The 6,933-nt window shown below is 50.3% G+C and carries 9 protein-coding genes; 5 read left to right on the top strand and 4 right to left on the bottom strand.

Annotation, left to right across the window (positions count from 1 at the left end):
- Positions 1–62 precede the first annotated feature (62 nt).
- Together rlmF and ACRRUX_RS16870 are read right to left on the bottom strand one after the other, a co-directional pair.
- Complete coding sequence (rlmF, locus tag ACRRUX_RS16865; RefSeq protein ID WP_432532451.1) at positions 63–1,076, bottom strand: 23S rRNA (adenine(1618)-N(6))-methyltransferase RlmF; 1,014 nt, start codon at positions 1,074–1,076, stop codon at positions 63–65.
- Between the two features lie 35 nt (positions 1,077–1,111).
- Positions 1,112–1,519, bottom strand: a complete 408-nt coding sequence (locus ACRRUX_RS16870) for a flagellar basal body-associated protein FliL (RefSeq protein WP_432532453.1) — start codon at positions 1,517–1,519, stop codon at positions 1,112–1,114.
- 110 nt (positions 1,520–1,629) lie between these two features.
- Here ACRRUX_RS16870 and ACRRUX_RS16875 point away from each other — a divergent pair, with 110 nt between their 5' ends.
- From ACRRUX_RS16875 to ACRRUX_RS16885, 3 genes are all read left to right on the top strand, one after another.
- Positions 1,630–2,199: a chorismate--pyruvate lyase family protein gene (locus ACRRUX_RS16875; protein WP_432532455.1), complete on the top strand. Its 570-nt coding sequence runs from the start codon at positions 1,630–1,632 to the stop codon at positions 2,197–2,199.
- A gap of 93 nt (positions 2,200–2,292) precedes the next feature.
- Positions 2,293–3,831, top strand: a complete 1,539-nt coding sequence (locus tag ACRRUX_RS16880; protein ID WP_432532457.1) for a metal transporter — start codon at positions 2,293–2,295, stop codon at positions 3,829–3,831.
- A 66-nt stretch (positions 3,832–3,897) separates the two neighbouring features.
- Positions 3,898–4,662, top strand: coding sequence for an NRDE family protein (locus ACRRUX_RS16885; protein WP_432532459.1), 765 nt, complete (start codon positions 3,898–3,900; stop codon positions 4,660–4,662).
- Here the strand turns inward: ACRRUX_RS16885 and ACRRUX_RS16890 are convergent.
- A complete protein-coding gene (locus tag ACRRUX_RS16890; RefSeq protein ID WP_432532461.1) occupies positions 4,647–5,069 on the bottom strand; it encodes a YybH family protein in 423 nt (140 codons plus the stop codon). The two genes, ACRRUX_RS16885 and ACRRUX_RS16890, sit on opposite strands and share 16 nt — an antisense overlap.
- Before the next feature lie 91 nt (positions 5,070–5,160).
- Here ACRRUX_RS16890 and ACRRUX_RS16895 point away from each other — a divergent pair, with 91 nt between their 5' ends.
- Positions 5,161–5,712 (top strand): lysophospholipid acyltransferase family protein, encoded by a 552-nt coding sequence (locus ACRRUX_RS16895; RefSeq protein ID WP_432532463.1) that lies wholly within the window; start codon positions 5,161–5,163, stop codon positions 5,710–5,712.
- A gap of 86 nt (positions 5,713–5,798) precedes the next feature.
- Complete coding sequence (locus ACRRUX_RS16900; protein ID WP_432532465.1) at positions 5,799–6,182, top strand: RidA family protein; 384 nt, start codon at positions 5,799–5,801, stop codon at positions 6,180–6,182.
- A gap of 258 nt (positions 6,183–6,440) precedes the next feature.
- Here the strand turns inward: ACRRUX_RS16900 and ACRRUX_RS16905 are convergent.
- On the bottom strand, positions 6,441–6,933 hold a 493-nt coding region (locus ACRRUX_RS16905), incomplete at its 5' end, for an IS630 family transposase (protein WP_432532467.1).

Genomic DNA, 6,933 nt, shown 5'->3' on the forward strand with positions numbered 1-6,933 from the left:
GCAAATATAAACAAAGACCGGCTAATGCCGGTCTTTGTTTATGAAAAAGCGGGATTACAGATTCAGGCTCTGAATTTGCTCCACAGCTGACGCTGTTTTTCAGTCAAAAAACTCCACGCCAGAACCCGGGTAATCTTGTTGCCCTGACGCATTTCAATCTCTTTTACCGAGTCAGCCTCCAGCTTTTGCAGCAACCGACGACAGGGACGTAAATTCTCCGATTTGGATACCAGCGATGTAAACCACAAACACTGGCTGGCAAATCGCTGGCTGTCGCGGATCATATTCTCCAGAAACCTCAGCTCGCCTCCCTCACACCACAACTCTGCTTTTTGTCCCCCGAAATTCAGCCTGAGCTTATCGTCATGTCTCAAGCCCTTGCTGGCAGCCAGATTTCTCAATTTCTTTTGTGTACCCGCAGCGGCCTCTTCCAGCGAAGCATGAAACGGTGGATTACACATGGTCGCATCGTACCGCTCACCGTCACGGATTATTCCGCTGAACGTGAACCTGGCATCCGATTGGAGCCGGAGTTCAATCTTATCCGTCAGCTGATTGTCCGTAAGGATGGAGGAGAAATTTGCCAGAGACACAGGGTCAATATCGCTGGCCACAAAACGCCAGCCAAAAGTTTGATGCCCCACCAGGGGGTAAATGCCATTGGCACCAGTTCCAATATCCAGCACTGAGACTTTTTGTCCCTTTGGAATTTGACCTTCGCCAGCGAGAAGAGCGGCAAGATGATGCAAGTAGTCTGCTCGTCCCGGAACCGGCGGGCAAAGAAAACCTTTGGGAATATCCCAGTTCTTTATCCTGTAGTGATACGCGAGCAAAGCGCAGTTCAACAGCCTGACAGCCTGTGGGTCACTGAAATCCACCGACAGAGCGCCGTAAGGGTTGGGTTTAACAAAAGATTTAAGTTTTGGCTGCGCTGCAATTAAAGCCGCGAAGTCATAATCCTTACCCATGGGATTGTCGGGATGCAAGCCCTTACCGGATGCCTTAGCCTTTGCAGGCATTTTGGACTGGCGTTTATTGGATGGACGGGGGGATTTTATCGGTTTTGCAGCTTTCATGAGAGTGCCGGTGCAGACCGACACCCCAGAGGCAGTCAGTCGTAGAGATAACGGGTAAACAGCAGGTTCACCACCCGGGCCTGGCCGGTTTCCTGCTTGAGCAATTCATTGACGGTATCGTAGCATTCACGGCGAATATCTTCACGCCCCGCCATTGATTTGATCTGCTCTTCCTGCTGATTGCCAAGAATTTCCACAATAGCAGCACGCAGCAAAGGATCGTGATGTTCCATCACCAGCAGATCATCGGGAGATTTCACCATCAGCTCCACGCTTACCCGCACAAATCCCAGCTTTTTTCGCCCCGAAATGTAATTGGTCACAATTTCCGGCTCGAATCCGTAATAAGCATAATCGGTTACAGGCTGAGGTTCGTCACCGGCACGTACACCGGCTGCCATCAATGTCATCATCAGAACGATTGCAGTAATCAGGGCTTTCATGATGGCGATAAACTCCTTTCTCCAAACTTCGTGTTTTTTGCAGCTTCTATCTGATGACTACGGCCTGTGTTAGACTGCCTGCGTTCGCCGCTTTTGTAACGAGTAATCAGATGGATGTGACCCGCTTCAGCTTTCCTTATGGTGAATCAATTCAGTGGTTTTCGCCAGCAAAAGCGGAAAATTTACCTCCTCAGCCGCTGTGGGATTGGTTGGTATCCAAAGACAGCCTGACCGCTAAACTGAAGGCTCATTGCCATGATTTCAGTGTGCTGTTGGTTGATGAACAATGGCACCATGGATTAAGTAATCGCTATTGGACCCGGGAAGTGTTGCTGTTACTTGATGACACCCCCTGGGTTTTTGCCAGCACCCTGATCCCTGAATCATTAATGCAAAATCCTGAGGCCGGGCTGCAAAATCTCGGCAACCGGCCGTTGGGTGAATTACTTTATTCAAGCAAAAACTACTTGCCGGGAAACATTGAAGTCGCCCGCTTTGAAAGCTGCTCACGGCTCAACGAACTGAGCTGCAAACTCCATCAGCCTGTTACAGAGCCCCTCTGGGGACGACGCAGGTATTTTGAGTTTCAGCAGCAAACGCTTATCGTCAGTGAAGTTTTCCTGCCGCAAGCCATTTCAACCATTACCCAGAGACAAACACCAGATCTGAGCGGTAAATAAACCCTCTTTGTTGAGAATAGTTTTCACTACTGACCTGTGATGAGTCTGCTGCTATAATATGCGGCCTTTCTTCCAATGCACCCCGTAGGTTCCATGCTTTATTTAGTTGCCAGTTGCATAGCCTTACTCTTAGGTCCGGTGTTTTATCGCTTCTTTTCGTCGGGGAGTGGTCTGCAGAAAGGGCTCGACGGCTTTATTTTTGTCTCTCTTGGTGGATTGGTGCTCGTGCACATTCTGCCGGAATTGCTGCATCACGGCGGCTTCTGGTCGCTGCTGTTTGTCATCCTTGGCCTGTGGGGGCCAACTGCCAGCGAACGTTTATTCCACCGCTACTCAGAAGTTACCCATAACCTGACGCTGGCACTGGGTATTGGCGGCCTGCTGCTGCATACCCTGACCGATGGTGGCGCTTTGGTACTGGCGCAGCAGGAAGGTAATTCCCCAATGCTGGCATTGGGCGTTATTCTGCACCGCTTGCCGGTCGGACTGGCGATCTGGTGGTTGCTCAAACCGCAGGTGGGAACCAAATGGGCCAGCGTGGTACTGGTTGCCATGATGTCGCTGACGGCTGCCGGCTACTTCGCCGGAACCCAACTGCTTAGCCAGTTGAGTCTGGACAACACTGTCTATCTGCAGGCTTTTGTCACCGGCTCCATTCTGCACGTGGTGCTGCACCAGCCCCATGTACATCATGCCCAGGATAAGCAGGGAAAATACGAATATCAGGCAGGCATCGGCAGTTTGCTGGGCATTGCTCTGCTGGCAGTACTGTTACTGCTGGATTCAGGCGGTCACCATCATGAATCGCACGACCACAGCACTCACCAGCTGGCAGATTGGCTGACTCAGGTCGCACCAGCATTATTGCTCGCCTATCTGGCGGCGGCCGGTCGCTTCTCTCTTGGCCTGACACCTGGCACGGACAAGTTATCACTCCTTTGGTTACAACGGCTTGCAGGGCCAGAAGCACTGCTGGTGACCCTGTTACTGCTGGGACCTGAAATCCTGCTGTTGCAACTGATAGGCTTATTGATGCTGGGCTCACTGCTGACCTTGCTCAAGGTGCCCCCGACCGATCCCCAACCAAGCAGCCATCAAAGTGCCTGGCATTTCGGATTCAGCCAACAGGTGGACCGCAGTGCGCCCTGGGTATTGCTCAGCCTGATACTGGCCAATCTGATAGGACATCCATCAGTACCCCTGAATCATTCCTGGCTCCAGGTTGCGATTCTGATGTTGGTATTTCTGCCTACCCGTTTCTGCAGCCTTGGCGGAACCTTGCTGGCAATCGCCCTGTCATGGAGTGGCTGGTCTGATGCTGCGGTATTCCTGGCATTACTGGCGGCACCGATATTGAATTGGTCGCAACTGAAGCTGATGACTCCAAGACAAAGTGCATTGCTGCTGGCGACCATCGCCATATTGCTGCTCGGCGCCAATCAGATCTTTCTGGCCAAAGAGAGCCTGCTCGACTTACCTGAATCGGTAAACATTACAGCGGTTGTCATCCTGAGTTTGTTATTTGCAGCCAGTCTGCTCAGATTAGGGCCACGCAAGTTCCTGCGCAGGTTGATGATCACCAAACCCCAGGTGCATATCCATCAGCACGGGCACGATCATCATCACCATTGATTTGAATCTATCTATTACACACTGAACAGGCTAACTTAAAAGGAGTTTTTCTTTTGAGTTGGCCTTATGTGTATCCTGTTTATCGCTCGCAACTGCCACCCGGATTACCCGCTGATTATCTGTGCCAACCGGGATGAGTTTCACCATCGGGCGACGGCGCCCATGCATCGCTGGCCCGGGCCTGAAGGTATTGTCGCTGGTCAGGACCTCAAAGCCGGAGGAACCTGGTTGGGCTTCAATCAACAGGGTGAAATCGCAGCTCTGACCAATATCAGAGACCTTAACACCACTCAGGATGACCGACTCAGCCGGGGAGAATTGGTACTCAAAGCCCTCAAAGGCGAAATAGACGAGCACTGGCTGCTACAGCACAGTGACAGCTATAACCCTTTCAATTTGCTTTATCAGCAAGGCCGGGAGTTATATGTATTCAATAGCCGCAACACCACCAATACTCTGCTAACTGATGGCTTTCATGCTGTCAGCAATGGCGATCTTGATGATATCTGGCCCAAAATGGCCAAAGGTAAACAGGTGCTGGAACAGGTTATCAGTAATCATCATCAACTCTCCCCGGAAAACCTGCTGCCCATAATGGCAGACGAGAGCCAACCGGATGACAATTGTTTGCCAGATACCGGTGTCAGCAAAGAGTGGGAGCGAAGACTGTCTTCAATTTTTATCCGTCACCCGGAATATGGCACCCGCTCAACCAACATTATCATCACGCATCAACACGGTCTGTTACAGTGCCTGGAAGCCAGATATCATCCTAATGGTAAAGTGTTGAGCACCGACAGCTTTACCACAGCATTTCAATCTGATGAATGATCATGGGTAATGACCCATTGATCATCAATACGTTCAACCAGCAATGAAAACATACCCTTGGGGTTATCTTTCTGCCGCTGCAATTGCCAATGACCAACCACCAGTGCCGCATAATTACTCAGCATCTTTATTTCATCGATATCAAACGTCAACTGCCCCATGGTTGCTCGATCGGGATAATGCCTGCGATACGCATCCAGGGTCGTTTGCCAGCCATATCTGACGGTATCGTTGGAGACAAATCGCATCCTGTCGTCATGCCAATATCCCGCCATATAGCCTTCGATATCACCACGATTCCATGCCTGTTGCTGCTGACTTAACAGCTTGGTGATATCGTCACTTGGAACCGCCAGAACAGATGATGAAATAACCATCAAAAAACAGGCAACAGCCTTGTTCCACATAGAAAATCTCCTTTACTGGGAGGTGCAAATCACTGCACGCTACTATACCTTGATAAACTAACGCGAATATCCCAATAAGAGAATCAGGGTCATGTTTTCCACATTCTGCCGCTGGCTGATGAAACTTACAGGCTGGCAATTTGAAGGCCAGCTGCCACCATCTGGAAAGTACATTGTGATAGTCGGTCCACATACCAGCAACTGGGACTTTATTGTTGGCGTGATGGCCAGAGGAGCAATGGCCATTAATATCCATTTCCTCGGCAAACATCAGCTCTTTATTCCGCCCTGGGGCTGGTTGTTCAAAGCCCTTGGGGGCAGTCCGGTGGACAGACGCAAAAATAATAATTTAGTCGACGCCGTCGCACAGCTATTTGCCAATGATCCGCAATATAAGCTGGCTCTGGCTCCGGAAGGGACCCGCAGTGAAGTCAAACGCTGGAAAACCGGCTTTTACCACATTGCCAGGCAAGCCAATGTTGATATTTACCCGGTAGGTCTCGACTTTGGCCGCAAAAAAGTGGTCATCAGCCAGCCTCTGCACCCTTCAGGTAACATGGTCGCAGAGATGAATCAGTTGATGGATTTTTTCCGAACCATTAAAGGTCAAAAGCCCAAAGTGATTCCGGATTTTGTAGAATAGGAAACAGTTGTACACAGTGTTGGAGCAGGGATGACCATGCTCCAACATCTAATACACTTTTCCTGTTTTTCAATTGAGTATCTGTTATGAAAAATGTAATCAATACTGAACGTGCACCAGCCGCCATCGGCCCATACTCTCAGGCACTGGCATTCCAAAACCTGGTGTTTACCTCTGGCCAACTGCCGCTGGATCCAATAACCATGACCTTCCCTGAAGGTGGTATCAAAGAACAGGCTTACCAATCTCTGGCAAACCTGAAGGCCGTTCTGGAACAAGCGGGTGCAGGTACTGATACCGTGCTGAAAACCACCTGCTTCCTGGCTAACATGGAAGACTTCGCTGCTTTCAACGAAGTATATACCGAAGTATTTGGCACAGACGCGGCTCCAGCCCGCTCTTGTGTGCAGGCTGCCCGCCTGCCAAAAGACGCGTTAGTTGAAGTTGAAGCTATCGCCTTCATCAAGTAATACCCTCACTCCCCTCTGAGCCCATCAGAGGGGAAGCTCTGCAGAATGGTTTCCTTTCCCAACTCCAATCCATCTTGATGTTTGCACCAGTATGATTAATCAACAATTTGTGATTGGCAGAGTTATTGAGAATCACTGACAGCTTACTTCGCCTTTTCACAAGAGAGAAAAATCCCAGCAAGCGTTTCGCTCAATCGCTGTATCCCCGCCCAGGCTAAGCCACAATCCCCCACAGATAGCCAACAATACCATTCCGCATTAAAGTTCAGTCACCCTTGCCCAGTCTCTCGAACACATTTTTATCACGTGTTTTGTGCAACTGACGAAGTTGTTCCAAGCCTGACTGTAGGCCTCCTCTATGTCTTCATATCCGTTGAAACAGCGATTAGCGAGATGATGTTGACGTAGCCAGCTCCACACCTGCTCAATGGGGTTGAGCTCCGGGGAATAGGGAGGCAATTTGAGTATCGACAGGTTCGGGATATCAACGGCAATGTCATAGGTATGCCCCCCTGCACCATCCATTACTACTACAGCATACCGCCCAGGTTTGGTGCGCTTGGCGATCAGCTCCAGGTGCTGGCGTGTGATGTCCTTGTTCACAAACGGCGTGATGATGGCTTCAGTTTCTCCCGTTGCAGGACAGACAGAGCCGAAGAGGTGCGCGTATTCAAACTGCCGCTGTTTCAGCGCTCTGGGTCTACTGCCTTTCGGCGCCCGGAGTCGTGTCGTTGTATTTTGCTGACCAAAT

The sequence above is a fragment of the Shewanella sp. GXUN23E genome, assembly GCF_050865035.1.
Classification (GTDB): Bacteria; Pseudomonadota; Gammaproteobacteria; order Enterobacterales; family Shewanellaceae; genus Shewanella.

Bases quoted from the DNA above. Each gene is read 5' to 3' on its own strand.
- rlmF (WP_432532451.1), bottom strand. From the start codon at position 1,076: ATGAAAGCTGCAAAACCGATAAAATCCCCCCGTCCATCCAATAAACGC.
- ACRRUX_RS16870 (WP_432532453.1), bottom strand. From the start codon at position 1,519: ATGAAAGCCCTGATTACTGCAATCGTTCTGATGATGACATTGATGGCA.
- ACRRUX_RS16875 (WP_432532455.1), top strand. From the start codon at position 1,630: ATGGATGTGACCCGCTTCAGCTTTCCTTATGGTGAATCAATTCAGTGG.
- ACRRUX_RS16880 (WP_432532457.1), top strand. From the start codon at position 2,293: ATGCTTTATTTAGTTGCCAGTTGCATAGCCTTACTCTTAGGTCCGGTG.
- ACRRUX_RS16885 (WP_432532459.1), top strand. From the start codon at position 3,898: ATGTGTATCCTGTTTATCGCTCGCAACTGCCACCCGGATTACCCGCTG.
- ACRRUX_RS16890 (WP_432532461.1), bottom strand. From the start codon at position 5,069: ATGTGGAACAAGGCTGTTGCCTGTTTTTTGATGGTTATTTCATCATCT.
- ACRRUX_RS16895 (WP_432532463.1), top strand. From the start codon at position 5,161: ATGTTTTCCACATTCTGCCGCTGGCTGATGAAACTTACAGGCTGGCAA.
- ACRRUX_RS16900 (WP_432532465.1), top strand. From the start codon at position 5,799: ATGAAAAATGTAATCAATACTGAACGTGCACCAGCCGCCATCGGCCCA.